At 68.5% G+C, this 21,716-nt stretch carries 16 protein-coding genes; 6 read left to right on the forward strand and 10 right to left on the reverse strand.

Features of this window, described 5'->3' with window-relative positions; all coding sequences use genetic code 11:
- The first annotated feature begins 122 nt into the window (after positions 1-122).
- The 3 genes from ftsH to J2S75_RS14950 all read left to right on the forward strand — a co-directional run bounded on the left by ftsH (position 123) and on the right by J2S75_RS14950 (position 4,034).
- The gene (gene ftsH, locus J2S75_RS14940) at positions 123-2,045 is read left to right on the forward strand and encodes an ATP-dependent zinc metalloprotease FtsH (RefSeq protein ID WP_307021316.1); all 1,923 of its coding nucleotides are present in this window, start codon (positions 123-125) and stop codon (positions 2,043-2,045) included.
- A 283-nt stretch (positions 2,046-2,328) separates the two neighbouring features.
- Positions 2,329-3,672 (forward strand): phosphoglucosamine mutase, encoded by a 1,344-nt coding sequence (gene glmM, locus J2S75_RS14945; RefSeq protein ID WP_307020780.1) that lies wholly within the window; start codon positions 2,329-2,331, stop codon positions 3,670-3,672.
- Positions 3,673-3,803: 131 nt separating this feature from the next.
- A complete protein-coding gene (locus J2S75_RS14950; RefSeq protein WP_307020781.1) occupies positions 3,804-4,034 on the forward strand; it encodes a DUF378 domain-containing protein in 231 nt (76 codons plus the stop codon).
- A gap of 88 nt (positions 4,035-4,122) precedes the next feature.
- On the opposite strand, the gene choV is transcribed toward J2S75_RS14950, so the two are convergent.
- The 3 genes from choV to J2S75_RS14965 form a co-directional block, all read right to left on the reverse strand.
- Entirely contained in the window at positions 4,123-5,319 is a 1,197-nt protein-coding gene (choV, locus tag J2S75_RS14955; protein ID WP_244450647.1) for a choline ABC transporter ATP-binding protein, read from the reverse strand.
- Positions 5,320-5,322: 3 nt separating this feature from the next.
- Positions 5,323-6,174: a choline ABC transporter permease subunit gene (choW, locus tag J2S75_RS14960; RefSeq protein WP_244450648.1), complete on the reverse strand. Its 852-nt coding sequence runs from the start codon at positions 6,172-6,174 to the stop codon at positions 5,323-5,325.
- A 171-nt stretch (positions 6,175-6,345) separates the two neighbouring features.
- Positions 6,346-7,305 (reverse strand): choline ABC transporter substrate-binding protein, encoded by a 960-nt coding sequence (locus J2S75_RS14965; RefSeq protein WP_307020783.1) that lies wholly within the window; start codon positions 7,303-7,305, stop codon positions 6,346-6,348.
- A gap of 393 nt (positions 7,306-7,698) precedes the next feature.
- Between J2S75_RS14965 and betB the strand changes: the two genes are divergently transcribed.
- Both betB and betA read left to right on the forward strand, forming a co-directional pair.
- A complete protein-coding gene (gene betB / locus J2S75_RS14970) occupies positions 7,699-9,888 on the forward strand; it encodes a betaine-aldehyde dehydrogenase (RefSeq protein WP_307020785.1) in 2,190 nt (729 codons plus the stop codon).
- Positions 9,888-11,558 (forward strand): choline dehydrogenase, encoded by a 1,671-nt coding sequence (betA, locus tag J2S75_RS14975; protein ID WP_307020787.1) that lies wholly within the window; start codon positions 9,888-9,890, stop codon positions 11,556-11,558. Before betB ends, betA begins: the two co-directional genes overlap by 1 nt.
- A 17-nt stretch (positions 11,559-11,575) precedes the next feature.
- Here betA and J2S75_RS14980 read toward each other — a convergent pair whose 3' ends face one another.
- The 7 genes from J2S75_RS14980 to J2S75_RS15010 all read right to left on the reverse strand — a co-directional run bounded on the left by J2S75_RS14980 (position 11,576) and on the right by J2S75_RS15010 (position 20,780).
- The gene (locus J2S75_RS14980) at positions 11,576-12,514 is read right to left on the reverse strand and encodes a phosphatase PAP2 family protein (RefSeq protein ID WP_307020789.1); all 939 of its coding nucleotides are present in this window, start codon (positions 12,512-12,514) and stop codon (positions 11,576-11,578) included.
- 273 nt (positions 12,515-12,787) lie between these two features.
- Entirely contained in the window at positions 12,788-13,576 is a 789-nt protein-coding gene (locus J2S75_RS14985; protein WP_307020791.1) for an adenine nucleotide alpha hydrolase family protein, read from the reverse strand.
- Positions 13,573-14,766: an electron transfer flavoprotein subunit alpha/FixB family protein gene (locus J2S75_RS14990; protein WP_307020793.1), complete on the reverse strand. Its 1,194-nt coding sequence runs from the start codon at positions 14,764-14,766 to the stop codon at positions 13,573-13,575. Before J2S75_RS14990 ends, J2S75_RS14985 begins: the two co-directional genes overlap by 4 nt.
- Complete coding sequence (locus tag J2S75_RS14995; protein ID WP_307020795.1) at positions 14,763-16,694, reverse strand: DUF3483 domain-containing protein; 1,932 nt, start codon at positions 16,692-16,694, stop codon at positions 14,763-14,765. The genes J2S75_RS14990 and J2S75_RS14995 overlap by 4 nt, the downstream gene beginning before the upstream one ends.
- Positions 16,695-16,745: 51 nt before the next feature.
- A complete protein-coding gene (locus J2S75_RS15000) occupies positions 16,746-18,785 on the reverse strand; it encodes an NADH:flavin oxidoreductase (RefSeq protein WP_307020797.1) in 2,040 nt (679 codons plus the stop codon).
- Positions 18,786-18,906: 121 nt separating this feature from the next.
- Positions 18,907-19,689 carry a YoaK family protein gene (locus J2S75_RS15005; RefSeq protein ID WP_370874147.1) on the reverse strand — a complete coding sequence of 261 codons (783 nt, stop codon included), beginning with the start codon at positions 19,687-19,689 and terminating at the stop codon, positions 18,907-18,909.
- Between the two features lie 119 nt (positions 19,690-19,808).
- On the reverse strand, positions 19,809-20,780 hold the full coding sequence (locus tag J2S75_RS15010; RefSeq protein ID WP_307020799.1) for a GlxA family transcriptional regulator: 972 nt from the start codon (positions 20,778-20,780) through the stop codon (positions 19,809-19,811).
- Between the two features lie 160 nt (positions 20,781-20,940).
- Here J2S75_RS15010 and J2S75_RS15015 point away from each other — a divergent pair, with 160 nt between their 5' ends.
- On the forward strand, positions 20,941-21,678 hold the full coding sequence (locus J2S75_RS15015; RefSeq protein ID WP_307020801.1) for a hypothetical protein: 738 nt from the start codon (positions 20,941-20,943) through the stop codon (positions 21,676-21,678).
- Positions 21,679-21,716: the final 38 nt, after the last annotated feature.

Below are 21,716 nucleotides of genomic sequence, written 5' to 3' on the forward strand. Positions count from 1 at the left end.
TGGCCGCTGCCCTGCATCTTGGCAATCCCCCCTCCGCCACCTAAATTACGGAGCGACAAGGGAGGGCCGCCAGCGCCGGCGGTGCCCGTGCGTCGGTCACATCCGACGCCGAAAGGGACATGATGAACGCCAATATCAGGAATTTCGCCCTCTGGGTGATCATCGTTCTTCTTCTTCTGGCGTTGTTTTCGCTGTTCCAGAATCCGGCGCAGCGTCAGGCGACGAACGATGTCAGCTTCTCGCAGCTGCTCAACGATGTTGATCAGGGCCGTGTGCGCGACGTGGTGATTCAGGGGCCGGAGATCACCGGCACCTTCACCGATGGGCGCACCTTCCAGACCTACGCCCCCAATGATCCCTCGCTGGTGCAGCGTCTCTACGGCAAGGGCGTGTCGATCACCGCCAAGCCCTTGACCGACAATGTGCCGTGGTTCGTCAGCCTGCTGATTTCCTGGCTCCCCTTCATCGCGCTGATCGGCGTGTGGATCTTCCTCTCGCGGCAGATGCAGGGTGGCGCGGGCGGCAAGGCCATGGGTTTCGGCAAGAGCCGGGCCAAGCTGCTGACCGAAGCGCATGGCCGCGTGACTTTCGAGGATGTCGCGGGCATCGACGAAGCCAAGAGCGACCTCACCGAGATCGTCGACTTCCTGCGCGACCCGCAGAAGTTCCAGCGCCTCGGCGGCCGCATTCCGCGCGGCGTGCTGCTGGTCGGCCCCCCGGGCACCGGCAAGACGCTGCTCGCCCGCGCCATCGCCGGCGAAGCCAATGTGCCCTTCTTCACCATTTCCGGCTCCGACTTCGTTGAGATGTTCGTCGGCGTCGGCGCCAGCCGCGTGCGCGACATGTTCGAGCAGGCGAAGAAGAACGCGCCCTGCATCATCTTCATCGACGAAATCGACGCGGTCGGCCGTCATCGCGGCGCCGGCCTTGGCGGCGGCAATGACGAGCGCGAGCAGACGCTGAACCAGCTGCTGGTCGAGATGGACGGTTTCGAGGCCAATGAGGGCATCATCCTCATCGCCGCGACCAACCGCCCCGACGTGCTGGACCCCGCTCTGCTGCGCCCCGGCCGCTTCGACCGTCAGGTCGTGGTGCCGAACCCGGACGTGGTCGGCCGCGAGCAGATCCTGAAGGTTCATGCCCGCAAGGTGCCGGTGGCGCCGGATGTGAACCTCAAGGTGATCGCCCGCGGCACCCCCGGATTCTCCGGTGCGGACCTTGCCAATCTCTGCAACGAAGCCGCCCTCATGGCCGCGCGCCGCAACAAGCGCATGGTGACGATGAGCGATTTCGAGGATGCCAAGGACAAGGTGATGATGGGCGCCGAACGCCGCTCGCTCGTCATGACCGAGGACGAGAAGCTGCTCACCGCCTATCACGAGGGTGGTCACGCGATCGTTGCGCTGAAGGTTCCCGCGACCGATCCCGTGCACAAGGCGACGATCATCCCGCGCGGACGTGCGCTCGGCATGGTCATGCAGCTGCCGGAGCGCGACAAGCTCTCCATGTCCTATGAGCAGATGACTTCGCGTCTCGCCATCATGATGGGCGGCCGCGTCGCCGAGGAGCTGATCTTCGGCCACGACAAGGTGACCTCCGGCGCCGCCTCCGACATCGAGCAGGCTACCCGCCTCGCCCGCATGATGGTGACCCGCTGGGGCTTCTCCGAGAAGCTCGGTCAGGTCGCCTATGGCGAAAACAATGACGAGGTGTTCCTTGGCATGTCGATGCAGCGCCAGCAGAACGTCTCGGAAGCGACGGCGCAGACCATCGACAGCGAAGTGCGCCGGCTGGTGGATGAGGGTTATGCCGAAGCCAAGCGCATCCTGACCGAGAGCAAGGACCAGCTGGAGACACTGGCGCGCGGTCTGCTGGAATATGAGACGCTGTCCGGCGATGAGATCATCGGACTGCTCGACGGCAATGCGCCGGTGCGTGACACGACCATTGAGCCCGCCAATACGCGCGGTTCCGTGGTGCCGAGCGCCGGCAAGAACCGTCCGCCGCGCCCGGATGCCGGCATGGAGCCGCAGCCGCAGGCGTGATCCCCGTCTCGGGGTGAAGTGAGGGGAAGGTCTGCGCAAGCAGATCTTCCCTTTTTATTTGTCGCCAACTTTGCGGTGCGGCAGGCTGGCGAAGTATCCCGCGAGATAAAATCGCGTGATTCTGATCGCGCCGGCGTGAAGCGCGTCTTTGACGGCCGGCTCGGTGCCGCAATGAACGCTTACACTTTGTGAAACCCTTGCCTGTAGGCTCAATGATAGAGAAGAGTAAGAACCGGCGCGCCAATGGCGTGCCGGAACGGCGTCGATTCGCATGAGGCAGGGCATGGCACGCACATTATTCGGCACCGACGGGATTCGCGGCCGGGCCAACGGCATCATCACCCCGGAACTCGCGCTGCGGGTCGGCATGGCGGCCGGTCTGGTGTTCCAGCGCGGCGATCATCGCCACCGCGTGGTCATCGGCAAGGACACACGCCTGTCCGGGTACATGATCGAGAATGCGCTGGTCGCCGGCTTCACCGCCGTCGGCATGGATGTGCTGCTGCTCGGCCCGATGCCGACGCCGGCGGTGGCCATGCTCACCCATTCCATGCGTGCCGATCTCGGCGTCATGATCTCGGCCTCGCACAACCCCTATGATGATAACGGCATCAAGCTGTTCGGCCCGGACGGCTACAAGCTCTCCGACGAGCTGGAAACCCGGATCGAGGCGCTGATCAGCGGCGATATGGGCGGCATGCTGGCCCAACCCGCCAATATGGGCCGCGCCAAGCGTATCGAGAGCGTGCATGCACGCTATATCGAATTCGCCAAGCGCACTTTGCCGCGCAACCAGTCCTTTGACGGGCTGCGGGTCGTCGTCGACTGCGCCAATGGCGCGGCCTATCGCGTGGCCCCGGAGGCGCTGTGGGAACTCGGCTGCGAGGTCATCACCATTGGCGACGAGCCCGACGGTTTCAACATCAACCGCGATGTCGGCTCGACCGCGCCCGAGGCGCTGGCGGCGAAGGTGCGGGAAGTCCGCGCCGATATCGGCATCGCCCTCGATGGCGACGCCGACCGCGTGCTGATCGTCGATGAAAAGGGCCGGTTGGTCGATGGCGATCAACTCATGGCCGTGGTGGCGGAGAGTTTCCAGGAGGATGGCCGGCTGTCGCGCGACGGCATCGTCGCCACCGTCATGTCCAATCTCGGCCTGGAGCGTCATCTCGCCGACCGGGGTCTCTCCCTCGCCCGCACCCCGGTGGGCGACCGCCATGTGCTGGAGCATATGCGCAGCCATGGCTTTAATGTCGGTGGCGAACAGTCCGGCCACATCATCCTGTCCGATTATTCGACCACGGGCGACGGGCTGGTGGCCGCGCTGCAGGTGCTGGCCGTGGTGCAGCGCCGAGAGCGGCCGGTATCGGAAGTGTGCCACCGCTTCGACCCGCTGCCGCAGATCCTGCGCAATGTGCGCTACAAGAGCGGTCGGCCGCTGGAGAATGACGGGGTGCTGAAGGCGATCGCCGCCGCCGAGCTAAAGCTCAACAGCCATGGGCGGCTGCTGATCCGTCCCTCCGGTACCGAGCCGGTGATCCGGGTGATGGGCGAGGGCGATGATCGCGATCTCGTCGAGGCGGTGGTGAGCGACATCGTGGAAGCCGTGGGTCTGGCGGCCGCCTGAACGGTGAGGCCTTTACGGCGTCATCTCACGACACTGTCATCAAACCATGCGCGACGGGGCGGGTTGGCCCTCTGAGTGCCGCGATATGGCCGCAAGTCCTTTGCGTCCGATGGCGGCCATGGAGACGCCCGATGAAAACCATCAACCTGATTACCCTGCTGCTGGTCATCGTCGGCGGTGTGAACTGGGGGCTGGTCGGCCTGTTCCAGTTCGACCTCGTCGCCGCGCTGTTCGGCGGCCAGGACGCCGCTCTGGCGCGCATCGTCTATGTTCTGGTCGGCGCGTCCGCGCTCTGGCAGATCGTCCCGCTCACGCGGGCGATGAGCCAGGACGAGCCGGCCGCCCAGCGCGGACGGATGTGATCCGCGCCACCTTCGCTGCGCGTCAACATACCACGAAAGCACCGTCAGGCTTCGGCCTGGCGGTGCGTTCATGCGCGGAGACCAGAAGTCAGCCGTCGAGACGCCGCAGCAGCCCGCGATAGATTTCGTCGTCGTCGCACAGGCCGGCGAGGCGGCCAAGGCTGTCCACCAGCAGGATCGGCAGGTCGGTGTGGCGCTTCAGCTCAATGGCGGCCTTCAGCTTGAGATCGACCGGGGCGACGATGCAGTCGGCGTCATGCGCCAGCTTGTCGTCGATCAGCCCGGCCTCGCCATCGGCGGTCGCGAGCACGCCGGTGCGGCCGTCGAGATCGAGCGCCACCGGCCGCCCGTCGGCATCGACCTTGACCTTCACATGGCCGTCGCGATCGAGCACCACGGCGTCGCCGTCGCGGGCGAGGCTCGCCGCCGGGCGCATCACAGCCGTGCCGCGCAGTACGTTGAGCGGGTTCATGTGCTTCACGAATTCGGCGACATAGGCATTGGCCGGGCGAAGAAGGATATCCTCGGCAGTGCCGGCCTGCACGATGCGCCCGCCCTCCATGATGGCGATCTTGTTGCCGAGCTTCAGCGCCTCGTCGAGATCGTGGCTGACAAAGACGATGGTCTTCTGGATGCGCCGCTGCAGGTCCAGCAACTCGTCCTGCAGCTTGTCGCGGATCAGCGGGTCGAGCGCGGAGAACGGCTCGTCCATCAGCAATATGTCGGCATCGGTGGCGAAGGCGCGGGCGAGGCCGACGCGCTGCTGCATGCCGCCGGAGAGTTCGTTGGTGTATTTTCCGGCCCAGTTGGTGAGGCCGACCATGGCCAGCTTCTCGTCGACGATACGGTTGCGCTCCGCCGCGCTCATATCGCCGCGCAGTTCCAGCCCGAAGCCGACATTGTCGCGCACCGTGCGCCAGGGCAGCAGGCCGAATTGCTGAAACACCATGGAGACCGTGTGCATGCGGATGTCGCGCAGCGTGTTCTCGTCGCAGCGCGCGACATCGATGGCGGCCCCCTTGTGCTCGACGAGCACCTCGCCGCGCGCCACCTCGTTCAGCCGGTTGATGGCGCGCAGTATGGTGGATTTGCCGGAGCCGGACAGGCCCATGAGTACGCAGATCTCGCCGCGCTCAATGGCAAGGCTGACGCCCGCCGCGCCGAGCACGGCGCCGGTGGCGGCGAGGATCTCGTCGCGCGAGCGACCCTCGTCGATCAGCCTCAGGGCGCTCTTCTGGTCGGCGCCGAAGACGATGTCGATGTTACGGAATTCGACGGCGGCCATGGTTCAGCCCTTTCGCGCGCGGCGCTCGGGCCGCTTGCACACACGGTCCAGCACGATGGCGAGGACGACGATGGCGAGACCGGCCTCGAAGCCCATGGCGATGTTGACGGAGTTCAGCGCCCGCACCACCGGCTTGCCCAACCCGTCGGCGCCGACGAGGGCGGCGATGACCACCATGGACAGGCTCAGCATGATGCACTGGGTGATGCCGGCCATGATGGTCGGCAGCGCATAGGGCAGTTCCACCTTGAACAATAGCTGTGTCTTGGTGGCGCCGAACGCCTTGCCGGCCTCATAGAGAGCGGGCGGCACTGAGGAGATGCCGAGATGGGTGAGACGGATCGGGGCGGGGATGGAAAAGATGACGGTGGAGATCAGCCCCGGCACCGCGCCCAACCCGAAAAGCACAAGCGTCGGAATGAGATAGACGAAGGTGGGGATAGTCTGCATCAGGTCCAGTACCGGGCGTATCGCGGTATAGAGCCAGGGCCTGTGCGCGGCGGCGATGCCGATGGGAACGCCGACGACGACGCAGACCAGTGTGGCGCAGATGACGAGCGAGAGTGTCTCCATCGTTGCCGACCAGTAGCCGAGATTGGTCACCAGCAGCAGCGAGCCGACGATGAACACCACCAGCCCGATGGAGCGATGCACCAGCCAGGCGGCGAGGCCGAACAGGGCGATGAGGAGCAGCGGCGGCACCCAGAGCAGCGCCGCGGTGAAGCCGCCGATCAGCGCGCCGAGCACCAGCGACACGAAGTCGAAGAAGCCCTGACCATGCGTGGTGAGCAGGTCGACGAAGTCGCGGAGCCAGATTCCCAGCGGGATCTTGTGCTCGGTCAGCCAGTCATACATGGGCGCTCCTCGGCGGGGTGAGTGAGGGCGGGCGCCGCCTGCCGGCAGGGGCGCTTGCGGTCAGCCTTCGTCAAGCCCCGGCCACGAGGGCGGCTCGGCATGACGGTCATCGCTTATGATCGGTAGCGGCGGCCCCTCATGGCAAGGGGCCGCCAGGCAGGATCGCTGGGCTCAGAGCTTCAGCGCGGCCTTCACCGCCGGAATGGCGGGCTTGCCGTCGATGGTGGTGACGCCGGCCAGCCAGGGCTCCCACACCGTGGGATTGGCCTTCAGCCACTTGTCCGCCGCCTTGGCGGGCTCCATGCCGTCGAGCAGGATGTAGCCCATGACGACATTTTCGGTGTCGAGCGAGAATTTCAGGTTCTTGATCAGCGTGCCGACATTCGGGCATTCGCTGGTATAGCCGGCGCGGGTGTTGGTATAGATGGTGGCGCCGCCATAATTCGGGCCGAACACATCGTCACCGCCCGAGAGATAGCTCATCTTGTACTTGGCATTCATCGGGTGCGGTTCCCAGCCGAGGAAGACGATGGCTTCCTTGCGGCGGGAGGCGCGTTCCACCTGGGCGAGCATGCCCTGCTCGCTGGATTCGACCAGGTCGAAGCCCTTCAGGCCGTATTTGTTGTCCTTGATCATGTCGAGGATCAGGCGGTTGCCGTCATTGCCCGGCTCGATGCCGTAGATCTTGCCGCCGAGCTTGTCCTTGAACTTGGCGATGTCGGTGAACGACTTCAACCCTTCGTCATAGAGATAGGTCGGCACCGCCAGCGTGTACTTGGCGCCTTCCAGATTGACGCCAATCACCTCGACCGTCTTGTCCTCGCGATAGGGCTTCAGATCGGCTTCCATCGTCGGCATCCAGTTGCCGAGGAAGACGTCGATATCTTTGGTCTGCATGGACTTATACGTCACCGGCACCGAGAGAACCTGCGTCTTCGGGGTGTAGCCGAGCGCCTCCAGGATGGAGGAGGCGAGCGCGGTGGTGGCGGTGATGTCGGTCCAGCCGACATCGGCGAAGCGGACCGTCTTGCAGGCTGCGGGCTCCGCGGCCTGGGCGGCGTCGCGGGGCTGGGGAGCGAGGCCGAGCGCCAATCCTAGGGTGGCGGCGGCCATGAAATTGAGCATGCGCATCTTTGTTGTTCCCGTTGGCATCCTGGCAGGATCATGGAACCGGCGTGGCCTGACGCCAAGCCCGGTACGGCCGGAATCGACAAGTCGGGGACGGCGGGGTCTTTCGGTGCCCTTCGGGCCCGGCCCGCTCCGCCCGGATGCGGCCTCTGGAGGCTTCTTTTGAACAGCTATTCAAAACGCGATCGGACGATTTGTCACGCGTAATTTTTACCCAGAAACGACGAATTTACGGCGCTTTTCGCGGCGTTTGACGAATTGCGCCACGGCGGCAGAAGCGTTGCGACGCGGCCGCCGGCGGTACTCCATGCCGGACGCGTCGGGGATTGCCGGCGCAGGCGATCCATGTATTGTACAGCCATTCAATAGTTCCCTTCCGTCGATCAGGAGGTGCCGTTGGCCCGGGCGAATGCGCAGGCGCAGAAGCCTCCCGCGCGGTTCGATGAGGTGGACGATGAGGCCGATCAGGCCGGTCAGTCCGCTCCGGTGCGTGGCGATGAAGAAATCCGCCGCCGCGCGCCCGAGGATGTGCGCCGCCGCCAGCTGATCGACGCCACCATCGATTCGCTCGCCGAGATCGGCTTCAACGCCTCGACCCTGGCGCAGATCGCCCGGCGGGCAGGCGTCTCGCCCGGTCTCGTCGCGCATTATTTCGGCGACAAGGACGGGCTCCTGGAGGCGACGCTGCGTCACCTCTCGCTGCGGCTCTACCGCGCCACCGCGCAGCGGCTCGCCGCCGCCGATACGCCGCGCGGCCGCGTTCAGGCGCTGATCGACGCCAATCTGGCGCCGGAGGAATTCGACCAGCGCACGTCAAGCGTCTGGCTCGCCTTCTGGGGGCAGGTGCTGCATTCCGAGCGGCTGCGCCGGGTGCAGCGCATCTATCAGGCGCGCATGCTCGCCAATCTGCGCCACGATCTGCGGGCGCTGGTGGCGGCGGAAGATGTGCGCCGCCTCGCCATCACCATCGCCGCCGTCATTGACGGGCTGTGGCTGCGCTCCTCGCTTTCCGCCGCCGGCGAGACCGACTCGGTCAGCGCCCGGCAGGTTGCCTCGCTTTTCGTCGATGCCCAGATCGCCGCCGCCGCGCCGGCGCCCCCCACCAACGGACCCGCGACCATGACCAGCCGTCCCCCGCTGCACGCCAACCATATTGGCGGGCATTACCGCCCGCATGGCGGCGCCACCTTCACCACCGCCAACCCCGCCACCGGCGAGGTTCTGGCGGAGATCGAGATCGCCGGCGAGGCCGAGGTCGAGGCGGCGGTGGCGGCCGCGCGCACCGGCCAGAAGCGCTGGGCGGCGATGACCGGGGCCGAGCGCGGGCGCATTCTCATGCGGGCGGTCGCCCTGCTGCGCGACCGCAATGACGAGCTGGCGCATCTGGAGACGCTCGACACCGGCAAGCCGATCCAGGAAACCAGCGTCGTCGACGTGCTCTCGGGCGCGGACTGCCTCGAATATTATGCCGGCCTCGCCGCCTCGCTCTCGGGCGAGCATGTCGATCTCGGCCCCAGCGCCTTCGGCTATACAAGGCGCGAGCCGCTCGGCATCGTCGCCGGCATCGGCGCCTGGAACTATCCCCTGCAGATCGCCTGCTGGAAATCCGCCCCGGCGCTCGCCTGCGGCAATGCGATGATCTTCAAGCCGGCGGAACTCACCCCGCTCACCGCGCTGAAGCTGGCCGAAATCTATGCCGAGGCCGGCGTGCCGGAGGGCGTGTTCAGCGTGGTGCAGGGCTTTGCCGATACCGGCCGGCTGCTCACCCGCCACCCCGCCATCGCCAAGGTCTCGCTCACCGGCGAGGTCGGCACCGGCAAGAAGGTGATGGTGGATGCCGCCGGCACGCTGAAATATGTGACGCTGGAACTCGGCGGGAAATCGCCGCTCATCGTCTTCGACGACGCCGATCTCGACGATGCGGTGTCCGGCGCGCTGCTGGCGAATTTCTATTCCGCCGGCGAGGTCTGCTCCAACGGCACCCGCGTCTTCGTGCACGAAAAGGTGCGCCCCGCCTTCCTCGAAAAGCTGAAGGAGCGCGTGGCGAAGATGGTGGTGGGCGATCCGCTCGACCCGGCGACCCAGGTCGGCGCGCTCATTTCGCCCGACCATATGGAAAAGGTGCTCAGCTACATCGAGAAGGGGAAGGCGGAGGGCGCGCGCCTGCTGGCGGGCGGCCACCGCGTCACCCATGGCGCGCTGGGCAAGGGCTGCTTCATAGCTCCCACCGTGTTCGACGGCTGCGCGGACGGGATGAGCATTGTGCGCGAGGAGATTTTCGGCCCGGTCATGGCCGTTCTGTCCTTCGAAGATGAGGACGAGGTGATCGCCCGCGCCAACGACACCGATTTCGGCCTCGCCGCCGGCGTGTTCACCAAAGACCTCGCGCGCGGCCACCGGGTGATCGCGCAATTGCAGGCCGGCACCTGCTGGATCAACGCCTACAACATCACGCCGATCGAGCTGCCCTTCGGCGGTGCCAAGCAGTCCGGCCTCGGGCGGGAGAACGGCAAGGCGGCGATCGAGCACTACACCCAGCTCAAGAGCGTGTATGTCAATCTCGGCCGCGTCGAGGCGCCCTACTGATGTCGGCCGCCGCGCATGAACTGTTCGATTATGTCATCATCGGCGCCGGCTCGGCCGGCTGCGTGCTGGCCGACCGGCTGAGCGCGGACGGGAGCAACCGCGTTCTCGTGCTGGAATATGGCGGTTCCGACCGTTCCGTGTTCATCCAGATGCCGAGCGCGCTCTCCATCCCGATGAACATGAAGAAATACAACTGGATGTATGAGACCGAGCCGGAGCCGGGGCTGGACGGGCGGCGGCTGCACTGCCCGCGCGGCAAGGTGCTGGGCGGCTCCTCCTCGATCAACGGGCTCGTCTATATGCGCGGCGCGCCGGCGGATTTCGACCGTTGGCAGGAGGAGGGCGCGCGCGGCTGGTCCTATGCCGATGTGCTGCCCTATTTCCGCCGGGCGGAAAGCCGGCGCGAGGGCGGGGATGAATATCGCGGCAGCGACGGCCCGCTCGCCACGCGCTATGGCACGCTGGAGAATCCGCTCTACCGGGCGTTCATCGAGGCGGCGCGGCAGGCCGGCTACCCCGCCAGCGACGACGTGAACGGCTACCAGCAGGAAGGCTTCGGCCGCATGGACATGACCGTCAAGGACGGCGTGCGCTGGTCGGCGGCCAATGCCTATCTCAAACCCGCGATGAAGCGGGCCAATCTCAAGGTCGAGACCCATGCGCGGGTGGAGCGCATATTGTTCGAGGGCCGGCGCGCCATCGGCGTGCGCTGGTCGCGCGGCGGCAGCACGCAGGAGGTGCGGGCGGCGCGCGAGGTGATCCTCTCCGGCGGCTCGATCAACTCGCCGCAGCTGCTCAAGCTCTCCGGCATCGGCAGCGCGGATGAATTGCTCCCCCTCGGCATCGAGATGGTGGCGCACCGGCCGGGCGTGGGGGAGAATCTGCAGGACCATCTGGAAATCTATTTCCAGCAGGCCTCCACCCAGCCGATCACGCTCTACTCGAAAATGGGGCTGGTCCCGCGCGGGCTGATCGGCGCGCGCTGGCTGCTGAAGAAGGACGGGCTCGGCGCCACCAACCATTTCGAGGCCTGCGGCTTCATCCGCTCACGCCCCGGCGTCGCCTCGCCGGATATCCAGTATCATTTCCTCCCCCTCGCCGTGACCTATGACGGGCAGGGGCTGGCGAGCGAGCATGGCTACCAGGCCCATGTCGGGCCCATGCGCGCCAAGAGCCGGGGCTGGGTGCGGCTCGCCTCAGCCGACCCCTTCGCGGCGCCGCGCATCCAGTTCAACTACCTCACCCATCCCGATGACAGGGTCGAGTTCCGCGCCGCCGTGCGGCTGACGCGCGAGATCTTCGCGCAGCCGGCCTTCGCGCCCTATCGCGGGCGGGAAATCCAGCCGGGGGCTGATGTGACGAGCGACGAGGCGATCGACGCCTTTGTGCGCGAGAAGGTGGAGAGCGCCTATCACCCTTCCTGCACCTGCCGCATGGGATCGCCCTCCGACCCGCTGGCGGTGCTCGACCCGCAGATGCGGGTGATCGGGGTGGAGGGGCTGCGGGTGGTGGATTCCTCCGCCATGCCCTCGATCACCAATGCGAATCTGAACGCGCCGACCATCATGATGGCGGAGAAGGCGGCGGACCATATTCTCGGCAAGCCGCTGCTCGCGCCGTCCAACGCGCCGGTCTATGCCGCGCCGAACTGGCAGAGCGCGCAGCGCTAGGGGCTTTCGGCGGGCGCTCAGGGCGGGTTGGTGCCGGTGGGGGCGCCGACACTGCCGGTCGGCGCGTCCATGGCGGCGGCGCGGGCGGCGGCGCCGGGATGGATCGCCCGCTCGGCCCGGCGTAGATTGCGGGCGCTGCGATAGGAGGTCGCGAGGGTGCGGCGCAGCCAGTGGCGGAACTGGGCGCGCTGCTCGGCCATGCGATAGCCGAGCGCGGTCAGCCGCTTTTCCAGTGCGGCGTCGGAGAGCGTGTGGCGGTAGCGCACGAAGATGAGGTGATGAAGCGCCGCCGCCAGGATCAGCATCAGCCCGATGGAGATCACCACGTCGGAGAGATAGTGCCCGCCAAAGGCGACGCGGCTGAGCCCGACCGCCGCGACGAACATCCCGAGCAGCGTGCCGACCGGCCAGCGCCATTCGCGCGGGACGAACAGGACCAGCGGCAGCAGGCAGGCAATGAACGCCCCCTCGCCGGAGGAGAAGGAGTGGTTGCCGAGGCCCGGGGGCCCCATCACCCACGGCCCCTGAAACGGCCAGGGACCGCCGAAATGATCCGTGTTCATCGGCCGGGGGCGGCCCCAATAGGGCTTCAGGATACCGTTCACCAGAAGGGCGGGGCCGAGCAGATACAGGGAGACGAAGAACAGCGCCATGCGCGGCGGCACCAGGCTCGTCTTCGCCGGGAAGGACAGTTTCAGCACCACGCCGACGAGCAGCAGCAGCGGCAGCGACAGCGAGATGTTGGAGCCGAAGGTGCGGAAATCCTGCAGCAGCGGGATCTGGGCGGCGGGGAAGCTCTTGCCCGGCTCATGGAACAGCCCGGCGACGGCAAGGTCGATCTGCGGCAACAGATAGAACAGGAACGAAAGCGCCACGGTCGCGAGGATGGCCGTCGTCAGCGGCGCGCGCGCGAAGAGGGAGGCCCTGGCGCGCGAAGGTTCGTTCGGATCGGACATGGTCAGTCTGTCTGTCTCAGCGAGAAATCACGGGAAGACGCAGGCGGCGTGGCCTTGGCGGCTCAGCGGGCGCGGCGTTCTGCCGTAACGGCAGGTGCGGGGCGGGTGCCGGTGGGCTCGCGTGTTTTCGGCATGATCGGTTCCCTCTCGCGCATGCGTCGCCGGGCCCCCGGGAAGCGGTAGGTTGTTAGCCGCTCTTCGTGGCAAATGCATGGGAAAAGGCGCGGTGCTGCCCGGCAAAATGGGCCGGCTTGCCGCTGACAGAAGCCGGCTTCAGCGCGGGGCGATGAGGCCGAGCGCGCGCAGATGGGCGAGAATCTCCCGCGCCGCTTCCTCCGGCGCCGGATCGACCAGCAGCTTGCCGCCGCCGCTCGCCGCCACCGTCGCCGCCTTCAGCCGCTCGGCGGCGGAAGCCCCGGCCGCGGCCTTGGCGATGAGTTTCGGGCGCGGACGGTAGGGGCGTTCTTCCACCTCGTGCGGGGCGGGAGCGCTGGGGGCGGCCTCCCGCATCTCCACCTGTCCGCGCCGCAGACCGGCAAAGGCGAAGGGCAGCGGCGCCGGCGCGGCCGGATGGACGGTGACGAGCGCCGGCAGCCGCACCACGAGACGCCGCCGCGCCCCGCGTCCCAGCGCCTGTTCGACACTGAGCGTGCCAGCCTCGGCCCCCGGCGCCAGCGCGGCGGCATCGGCGAGGATGGGACGGCCGAGCGCACGCGCCAGCGTGTAGGGGAGGAGGCCGGTATCCTCGCCCCCCTGGCCGCTGCGGCCGGCGAGGATGAGGTCGTAGCCGCCGGCTTCCAGCGCCGCGGTGAGCGCGGGAGCGGGATCGGCCTCGGCCGGCATGCGCAGATGCACGAGATGGCCGAGCCCATGGCCGAGCGCATCGGTGAGCGGGCCGATCTCCGGCCCGGCATGCAGGCCGGTGACGGTGCCGCCCGATTGGCCGCCGTGCGTCTGCGCGAGATCCGCCGCCAGCCGCAGCGCCTGAAGCTCCACCGGCACCGGCGCCGGACGGCCGGAAACCCTGTGCCGGCCGGCGGAAAGCAGCAGCGCGATTCTCATGGCGCGCCCTCCTCGCCGAGCAGCCGCAAAAGCGCCGGCATCACCTTCTGCGCGTCCGCCACGATGGCGAGGCCGGCGCGTTCGATCATCGCGGCGTGGAGATCGGTGTTGACGGCGATCACATGCTCGCAGCGCGCCACGCCTTGGAGATGCTGCGGCGCGCCGGCAATGCCGAGGGCGAAATAGCCGCGTGCCTCCAGTACCGTGCCGGAGGCGCCGACCTGCGCGGCGCGCGGCATCAGCCCGGCGTCGCACAGCATGCGGCTGGCGCCGGGTGTGCCGCCAAGCGCCGCCACCAGCATGCGGAACGTGTCGAGATCGCTGACGCCATTGCCGGCGGAGACGACGAAATCGGCTTCCGCCAGCGACACGCGCGCCGGGTCGGCGGGGATGAACTCGGCGGAGAGAAGGGCGCCGCCCGTCGTCTCCGGGAAGGCGAATTCCACCGGCAGCGCCTCGTGCAGGCTGCCCGCATGCGGGGCGATGGCGTCGATGGCCAGGCTGAGAAGGCGCGGCGGGGCGCGGCGCTGTTCCACCCGCCGGCCACGCGCGGCGCGGGTCACGGCCTTGGGGCTGAGGCTTTCCGCACCGGCGAAGAAGGGCTCCCCCGACAGCGCCGCGAGCCGGCGGGCGAGGTCGCCGCCTTCCGCGCTCTCCGGGAACAGCACATGGCGCAGGTCGAGCGCGGCGAGCGCGGCGTTCAGCGCCAGCGCCTTCGCCTCCGGATCGTAGCCGGTGATTGGCAGCGCCAGCACGCGGTCGGCGCCGGCGGCGCCGAGTTCCTCGCTCGACCCGTCGACCAGCGCCAGCACCGCCCCGCCGCCGGCGTCCGCCAGCAGGCGGGCGGCACCGAACAATTGCCGGTCATGGGCGGAAAGCCGCCCGCCCGGCGCGTCCGGCACCAGGGCGACGAGAAAGGCGGGCTCCGCGATGACCACGCGGCGCGGCGCGGCCTCCGCCTCCACCGGCGCAGCGACCGCCACGACGGATACTGCCGGGGCGCGCTGGCTGCGGTCGAGCCGGCGGCGCAGCGTGCCGGGCACGAGGGCAAGGCGTTCTTCCGCGCGCGGGTCGCGGCGCAGGCGGCCGGAGGTGGCGGGCGTGGCGGCGAGATCGAAGCGCGGCCGGGCGCCGCCGGGCACGAGATGGGCGGCGCGCTCCATGCGCGGGTCCTTGCGCGGGCGGCTCATGCCGGCACCTGCGCTGACCGGGCCGGGGCGGTGCCGGCCTTTTCCACCGCCATCAGCACCAGCTCGGCAATGTCATGCACCGCCGGGCGCTCGCCGGTGACGCCTTCCAGCATGGCGGAGCATTGCGGGCAGGCCACCGCGACGATGCCGGCGCCGGTGGCGGCTGCCTGGCCCATGCGGATGTCGGGAATGCGCCGCTCGCCCTCGATATCGGACACCGGCGCGCCGCCGCCGCCACCACAGCACATGGAGCGCTTGCCGGAACGCTCCATCTCCAGCCGCGCGATGCCCAGCCGGTCGAGCAGGCGGCGCGGGGCGTCCACCTCGCCATTGTAGCGGCCGAGATAGCAGGGGTCGTGATAGGTGACGCGGGCCGCCTCCAGCGCGCCGAGCGTGAGCCGGCCGGTGGCGGCCAGTTCGTCGAGAAAGGCGGTGTGGTGCACCACCTCATAAGTGCCGCCAAAGGCGCTGTACTCGTTGCGCAGCGCGTGCAGCGCGTGCGGATCGGCGGTGAGGATGCGGGCGAAGCGGTAGCGCGCCAGCGTCTCGATATTGGCACGGGCGAGGCGCTGGAAGCCGGCCTCGTCGCCGAGACGGCGGGCGAGGTCGCCGCAATCGCGTTCCTCCGCGCCGAGCACGGCAAAGTCGACGCCGGCCTTCTGCAGCAGGGTGACCAGCGCGCGCAGCGTGCGGCCATAGCGCAGATCATAGGCGCCTTCGCCGAGCCAGAGCAGAATTTCCGCTTCGCCCTTTTGCGCCATCAGCGGCAGGGTAAGGCCGGCGGCGAAATCGGTGCGGCCAGTGAGCGGGCGCCCGCCGGGTTCGTCGGCATAGCGCAGTTCCATCAGCGGCGCGGCGGCCTTGGCCGGCAGCGCGCCGAGTTCCAGCGTCTGGAAGCGGCGCAGGTCGAGGATGGCGTCGACATGCTCGATCATCATCGGGCATTCCTCGACGCAGGCGCGGCAGGTGGTGCAGGACCACAGCGTGTCCGGGTGGATCATCGCCGCTTCGCCGACGATGGGCAGGCCCGGCCCACCGACCCCGGCGACGGGGCGGGCGTTCGGGTAGGGGCTGCCGGCGTAAGCGGCGTTGGTGCCGCCGGGCTGGAGGCTGGCGGCGAGGTCCTGGATGAGGCGCTTGGGGTTCAGCGGCTGACCGGCGGCGAAGGCCGGGCAGGCGATTTCGCAGCGCCCGCACTGGATGCAGGCGTCGAAACCGATCAGCCGGTTGACGGCGAAATCCTCCGGCATCGCCACGCCGAGGCGGGGCGCGTCAAGGTCGAGCGGGGCCAGCGCAGTGGCGCGCTCATCCATGAACCGTCCGGGGCGGGGATGGGCGACGAGATGAGCGGCGCCGGCAAAGGCGTGGCGCATCGGGCCCCGGTCGATCTGCAAGGCGAGCCCGATGCCGCCGATGGCCGCGAAGGCGAGGCCGAGCAGGCCGAGCGGGCGCAGCGCCCCGCCGAGCGAGGCGTCGAGCGCGACGAGGAAGCCGCCGCCGCTATAGGCGGCGAGCAGGAAGGGCAAAATCTGAAAGCGCCCGCCGGAAAGCCGTGCCGGCTTTGTCGGGTAGCGCCGCCGCCCGACCATCGCCCCGCCAGCAAAGGCGGCGGCGAAGGCCAGCGCGGTGAGCCACCAGAACAGGCGCGCATCGCCCAGCGCGGGGATGAGGCCGATGAGCGCGAGGCTTGAACCGGCGAGCAGCCCGCCGGCGGCCAGCGCGTGCATGCGGGCGGCATAAGGATCGCGCCCCACCACATGGTGGACATCGACGAGATAGCGTTTCGGCAGGGCCATGAGGCCCGCCGCCCAGTCCACCCGCGCCGCCCGGCCGATGCGCCACGCCCGCGCGCGGCGGGCGGCGAGGGCGCCGGCGATCACCAGCATGGCGAGGACAATGAGGGAGAGGAGAAGCGCGAGGTCCGTCATGAGGCGCCGCCGTCACTCGATTGCCCGGGGATGACGGTGCCTATCATCGCCTCACAGATCCTTGCAGAGCCGGAGCGAATCATAGAGCGCGGCGTGGATGTTGCGCCCGGTCCAGGCGTCGCCGACACGGTAGAGCGCAAAGCCCGGCTGGCCGGTCCAGCGCGGGGCGCGGCCGGAAATGAGCGCGTCGAGATCGGTCTCGCCATCATTGATGGACGCGCCGCGCAGCGCCTCGAACAGGCCGTCGACGGGGAGCGTGCCGTAATCGACCACGACGCGATCGACCACGCGCTCCTCCTCCGCATCGGTCATGGTGTTGCGCAGGGCGGCGATGAGGCGGTTGCCCTCGGGGTAGATCTCGATCAGCTCGGTATTCGGGGTCATCACCACGCCGAGCTTGTACAGTTCGCGCAGATGCACCGGCTTGTTGGTGGTGCCGATCTCCTGCGCGATCTGCACATCATGCGTCACCATCTCCACGAGGCAGCCCTTCTTGGCCAGCACCTCGGCGGTGGAGGCGGCGTTGTGGCCGCCGATCTCGTCGAACAGCAGCACCGAGCCGGTGGGCTCGACCCGGCCGGTGAGGATGTCCCAGGTGGAGACGGCGTGCTCATGCCCCTTGGCATGGCCGAGATTGGGCACGCCGCCGGTCGCCATGATGACCACGTCGGGCGCCTCGGCGGTGATGTCGTCGGCGGTCGCGGCGCGGCCGAGGCGGATGTCGACGCCCTTCTTCTGCACCTGTGCATAAAGCCAGCGCGGAATGCCCGACAGTGCCTCGCGCCAGGTGGCCTTGGCGGCGATGTTGATCTGGCCGCCGACCACCGGTTCCTTCTCGAACAGCACCACCTTATGGCCGCGCTCGGCGCAGACGCGGGCGGCCTCTAACCCCGCCGGGCCGGCGCCGACCACCACCACCTTGCGCGTCACCTCCGCCCTGGGGATGACATGCGGCATGGTCGCCTCGCGGCCCGTCGCCGCGTTCTGCAGGCACAGCGCGTCGCCGCCGACATAGATGCGGTCGATGCAATAGCCGGCGCCGACGCATTGGCGGATGTCGTCGTCGCGGCCTTCCATCAGCTTCTTGACGAGATGCGGATCGGCGATGTGGGCGCGGGTCATGGCGATCATGTCGACATGGCCCTCGGCGACGGCGCGGGCGCCGGTGGCGAGATCGGTCACGCGCTGGGCGTGGAAGATCGGCACCTCCACCTCGCGCTTGATGGCGCTCGGCAGATAGAGGAAGGGCGCGACGGGGAAGGACATGTTGGGCAGCGAGACGGCATGGGACATCTCGTCCCGCGCCTGGCCGCCGACGATGTTGAGGAAGTCGACGAGGCCCGCCCGCGCATATTCGGCGGCGATGGCGACGCAGTCCTCATGGCTGAGGCCGTCGGCGATCATCTCGTCGCCGGACATGCGGATGCCGATGACATAATCGTCGCCGGTGGCCTCGCGCATGGCGGTCAGCACTTCCTTGCCGAAGCGCATGCGGTTTTCCAGGCTGCCGCCATATTCGTCCGTGCGCTGGTTGACCGAGGGGCTCCAGAACTGGTCGACGAGATGGCCATGGGCGGCGGAAATCTCGCAGCCGTCCAGCCCGCCTTCCTTGCAGCGGCGGGCGGCGTCGGCGAAGGCCTTCACCACGCGGCGTATGTCGTGCTTGTCCATGGCGCGCGGCACGGTGCGCGAGGCGGGCTCGCGCCGCACCGAGGCGGAGATGGTCGGCAGCCAGTTCTCCGTGTCCCATTTGGTGCGCCGGCCCATATGGGTGAGCTGGATCATCAGCTTGGCGCCGTGGGCGTGCACCCGCTCGGCAAATTGCTGGAAATAGGGGATGACGCTGTCGTCGGTGACGGAAATCTGGTTCCACGGCGCGGCGGGGCTGTCGATCGCCACCGAGGAGGAGCCGCCGAACATGGTGAGGCCGATGCCGCCCCTGGCCTTTTCCATGTGGTAGAGCTGGTAGCGCTCCTGCGGCTTGCCGTCCCGGCCGTAGCCCGGCGCGTGCGAGGTCGACATCACCCGGTTGCGGATGGTGAGACCCTTGATGGTCAAGGGTTTGAGAAGTGCCTCGGCATTGGCGATCATGATGGTGGGCGCGCTCCTTCGCCTACGCATTCTAAACCCGACATGGGCACGATAGGTCGCATGCACCTATGCCGGACAGAAGATTTGCGCCATCGCGCCGGTAGCGTTGCGACCGAGCCGTTCAGCGCAGCAGGATGCGCAGCGCCGAAGGGCCGGCCAGCGCCAGAACCAGCAGCGCCAGCGGCACGGCGAAGACGAAGCCGATATAGTTGAAGCCCACCGCGCCGACGACGCCGCCGACGAAGAAGGCGGTGAGGAAATAGCTGAGCAGCTTGAGCTTTTCCCGGTCCGCCAGCACCAGCGGCAGGCCGGTGCCGCGCCGGCGGCGGTTGGAATAGAACAGCTTGCCGAGTTCGATGCCGATATCGGTGACGATGCCGGTCATGTGGGTGGTGCGGATCTTGGCGCCCGACATCTTGGTGACGGTGGCGTTCTGCAGCCCCATGATGAAGCACAGCACCGCCACGGCGAGGCCGAGCATGAGGGCGTGCTGGCGGGTGAACGGGCCGATGAGCGCGAAGGCCAGCAGCAGCAGCGCCTCCAGCGTCAGCGGCAGGGCATATTCGCGGCCGGCGACATGCAGCCGGCCCCAATTGACCAGCACCGCCGAGGTGGCCGCGCCGAGCACGAAGGCGATGAGCGCGCCGAGGCCCCCGAGAACGAGGTCGAGCGCGCCGAGCACCGCATGGTCGGCGGCCGAGGAGATGATGCCCGACATGTGCGAGGTGTATTGCCCCACCGCCAGCAGCCCGCCGGCATTGGTAGCGCCGGCGACGAAGGTCATGGGCAGGCCGAGCCAGGCATCGGCGAGCGGCGTGCGCTCGGGTGCCAGCATGCCGGAGGTCAGGTCGCTGTAGCGGGCGGCCAGCCTGCGATAGCCGTTCGGATTCACGGGCGCGTTCATGGGCGCAGTCTCGGGCGCAGTCTCGGGGCGCGGCACTGTTCGGCACCGCTGAAAGGGCAGTTGCCTTGCACAATTAATACCACGCGGCGCGGCGCGCCAGTGCGGGGGATGCCGAAGGCTCAGGCCCGCGCTGGCGTGGGGGCGGCGCCGCGGCGCTCGCGGCTGGGCGGGCGGCCGAAATGCCGGGCATAGGCGGTGGAGAAATGCGCCGCCGACTGGAAGCCGCAGGCGAGCCCGACATCGGTGACCGGCAGCGGCGAGAGGCGCAGCAATTCGCGTGCCCGCTCCAGCCGCAGCCGCAGCTGATAGGCCGCCGGGGTGACGCCGAGATGGCGCTGGAACAGCCGTTCCAGCTGGCGGGCGGAGACGCCGAGCCGGTTGGCGATGCCGGAAACGCCGAGCGGCTGCTCGATGGCGGCTTCCATCAGCCGTACCGCACGGGCGAGCGTCGGGTCGGGCAGCAGCGGGCGCGGGCGGGCGGCCACCTTCTCCGTCCGGCGCGGGGCGCGGTCGACGATGAACTGTTCCGACACCTTGTCGGCGAGCGTGCGGCCGGCCTTGGCCTCGATCAGGGTGAGCATCATTTCCAGCGGGGCGATGCCACCGGTGCAGGTCAGCCGGTCGCGGTCGATGACGAAGGCTTCCTCGACGAAATCGATCTGCGGGAATTCCTCGCGAATGGCCGGCAGGTTCTCCCAATGCACGGCGCAGCGATAGAAATCGAGCAGCCCCGCCTCGGCGAGCACGAAGCTGCCGGTACACAGCGCGCCGAGCGCGACGCCGCGCCGGCCGAGCCGGCGGAGCGTGTCGGCCACGGCCGGGGTGGCGGCGTGGCGGACATCGATGCCGCCGCAGACCAGCAAAAGGTCGAGCGGGCCGGCTTCCGCCAACGCCAAAGTAGGGGAGAGGGTGAGGCCGTTGCTGGCGGTGGCGGGCACGCCGTCCGGGGTGACGATACGCCAGGAATAAAGCTCGCCCTCGGCGACGTAATTGGCCATGCGCAGCGCTTCCAGCGCGTTGGCGCAGGCGATCATCGAATGGTTCGGCAGGGTGAGGAAGCCGATGCGGGTCAGCGAGGCGGTGTCGAGCACGTGAGGGCACCCGGAAAGTTTGCCGAAGGTTGCGCGGCGATCATGTTGGGAAATGGGCGCGCAGGATTACCCCCGCTTCGTCACCGACTGGCACCAATCATGCCGCAAAATGGTCGTCAACGCAGGCGGAAATGCGCCGAGATAAAAGGGGATTCCGTCCATGCGCTCTTTTCTGCGCTCGCGCACCAGCTTCCAGTCCTCGCTTGCCGGCCGCCTCATGCTGCCGGTGGGCTTCGCGCTCGCGGTCGCCGTCGGCACCTATGTCGTCGCCGAGGATAGCGGCTATCTGCGCGGCAAGGCGGAACAGGCGGGGGCGCAGCAGGCGCACGAGAGCGTGAAGACATTGGCCCGGCTGGTGGCCCAGCCGGTCGATCTGGCCGAGGAGCCGACCGACAAGGGCGACCAGCTCGCCATTCCCACCATGATCCGCGCCATCGAGCCCGGCGCGGTCTACAAGCCGCCGCAGAAGGCCGCCAAGCCTGTCGCGACGTCTGCCGCGACGCGCACGACCCATGCCGGCGCCGCGCCGCTTTCCAGCGACATCACCGTCGCCGACCTGCCGGCGGGAGTGGAGCGTTTCGACCAGTGCGGCGCGCGCTGCGACAGCCGCGACCCGATGGTGCGAAACGCGCCCGCACCGGTCGCCGGCAGCGCCGCTCCGGCCGCTGCCGCCGCGCCCGCCCCGGTCGGCCGGCCGCTCGATCTCGCCGCCGCCGAACCGGGCGTGCTGCCGCCGGCCCCCGTGGTCCCGCGCGAGAGCGAGAAGAAGGAAGGCTTCCTCGGCCTGCCGCCCATTCCCACCGCCACCGAGATCGTCGACCGCACGGTCGAGGGCACCAGCCGCGCCTATGACGGCATGAAGCAGGCGGTGAACGGCGCTCTCGATCTCTGGAGGTGATGCGCCGGTTGAGCCGCTTCCTCAAGAAGCGTCATCCC

It is taken from the genome of Ancylobacter polymorphus, assembly GCF_030813495.1.
In the GTDB taxonomy this organism is placed as follows: domain Bacteria; phylum Pseudomonadota; class Alphaproteobacteria; order Rhizobiales; family Xanthobacteraceae; genus Ancylobacter; species Ancylobacter polymorphus.

Coding starts and splice junctions, on each gene's coding strand:
- ftsH (WP_307021316.1), top strand. CDS start 123: ATGAACGCCAATATCAGGAATTTCGCCCTCTGGGTGATCATCGTTCTT.
- glmM (WP_307020780.1), top strand. CDS start 2,329: ATGGCACGCACATTATTCGGCACCGACGGGATTCGCGGCCGGGCCAAC.
- J2S75_RS14950 (WP_307020781.1), top strand. CDS start 3,804: ATGAAAACCATCAACCTGATTACCCTGCTGCTGGTCATCGTCGGCGGT.
- choV (WP_244450647.1), bottom strand. CDS start 5,319: ATGGCCGCCGTCGAATTCCGTAACATCGACATCGTCTTCGGCGCCGAC.
- choW (WP_244450648.1), bottom strand. CDS start 6,174: ATGTATGACTGGCTGACCGAGCACAAGATCCCGCTGGGAATCTGGCTC.
- J2S75_RS14965 (WP_307020783.1), bottom strand. CDS start 7,305: ATGCGCATGCTCAATTTCATGGCCGCCGCCACCCTAGGATTGGCGCTC.
- betA (WP_307020787.1), top strand. CDS start 9,888: ATGTCGGCCGCCGCGCATGAACTGTTCGATTATGTCATCATCGGCGCC.
- J2S75_RS14980 (WP_307020789.1), bottom strand. CDS start 12,514: ATGTCCGATCCGAACGAACCTTCGCGCGCCAGGGCCTCCCTCTTCGCG.
- J2S75_RS14985 (WP_307020791.1), bottom strand. CDS start 13,576: ATGAGAATCGCGCTGCTGCTTTCCGCCGGCCGGCACAGGGTTTCCGGC.
- J2S75_RS14990 (WP_307020793.1), bottom strand. CDS start 14,766: ATGAGCCGCCCGCGCAAGGACCCGCGCATGGAGCGCGCCGCCCATCTC.
- J2S75_RS14995 (WP_307020795.1), bottom strand. CDS start 16,694: ATGACGGACCTCGCGCTTCTCCTCTCCCTCATTGTCCTCGCCATGCTG.
- J2S75_RS15000 (WP_307020797.1), bottom strand. CDS start 18,785: ATGATCGCCAATGCCGAGGCACTTCTCAAACCCTTGACCATCAAGGGT.
- J2S75_RS15005 (WP_370874147.1), bottom strand. CDS start 19,689: ATGAACGCGCCCGTGAATCCGAACGGCTATCGCAGGCTGGCCGCCCGC.
- J2S75_RS15015 (WP_307020801.1), top strand. CDS start 20,941: ATGCGCTCTTTTCTGCGCTCGCGCACCAGCTTCCAGTCCTCGCTTGCC.